This window comes from Bradyrhizobium sp. CFUWI (genome assembly GCF_056429085.1).
Genome location: NZ_JBWJZE010000263.1, coordinates 1 through 412, shown reverse-complemented (window position 1 = coordinate 412; position 412 = coordinate 1). Strand labels below are relative to the sequence as shown.

At 75.2% G+C, this 412-nt stretch carries 1 protein-coding gene; it reads right to left on the bottom strand.

Annotated elements, in window-relative coordinates; genetic code table 11:
* A partial coding sequence (locus AC066S_RS39725; protein WP_478272050.1) for a hypothetical protein occupies positions 1-412 on the bottom strand: 412 nt, incomplete at both ends.

Genomic DNA, 412 nt, shown 5'->3' with positions numbered 1-412 from the left:
CGGCGACGATGGCGGCCGCGGCCTTCTGCGGCGTCTTCGTGGATTCGGCCGCCAGCGCCGCGGCCCGGCCGAGCCAGCGCGCGCGGCAGTCCTCCGCCGCGAGCGCCTCGGCGGGATGCGCGAGGCCCGCCCATTGCGGCCCCTGCGCGTGGAAGGGCGGCACCGAGGCATCGACCACCCCGCCCTCTTCCGCGAGTTCGAACTCCACCCGCTTGGCCAGGGCCGATTCGAGCGCCTTGCGCGTCTGCGAGCGCCCGTGCTGCGCCACCGATTCCGCGAAATCGGCGCCCAGGCCGGCATCGCCCGCCACGCGCTGCAGGAAGACCGGCCAGACCTGGCGGACCGCCTCGGCGTCGTCCTCCAGCAGCTCGTAATGGATCGGCAGGCCACGCGACTGCAGCACGGCCAGGGG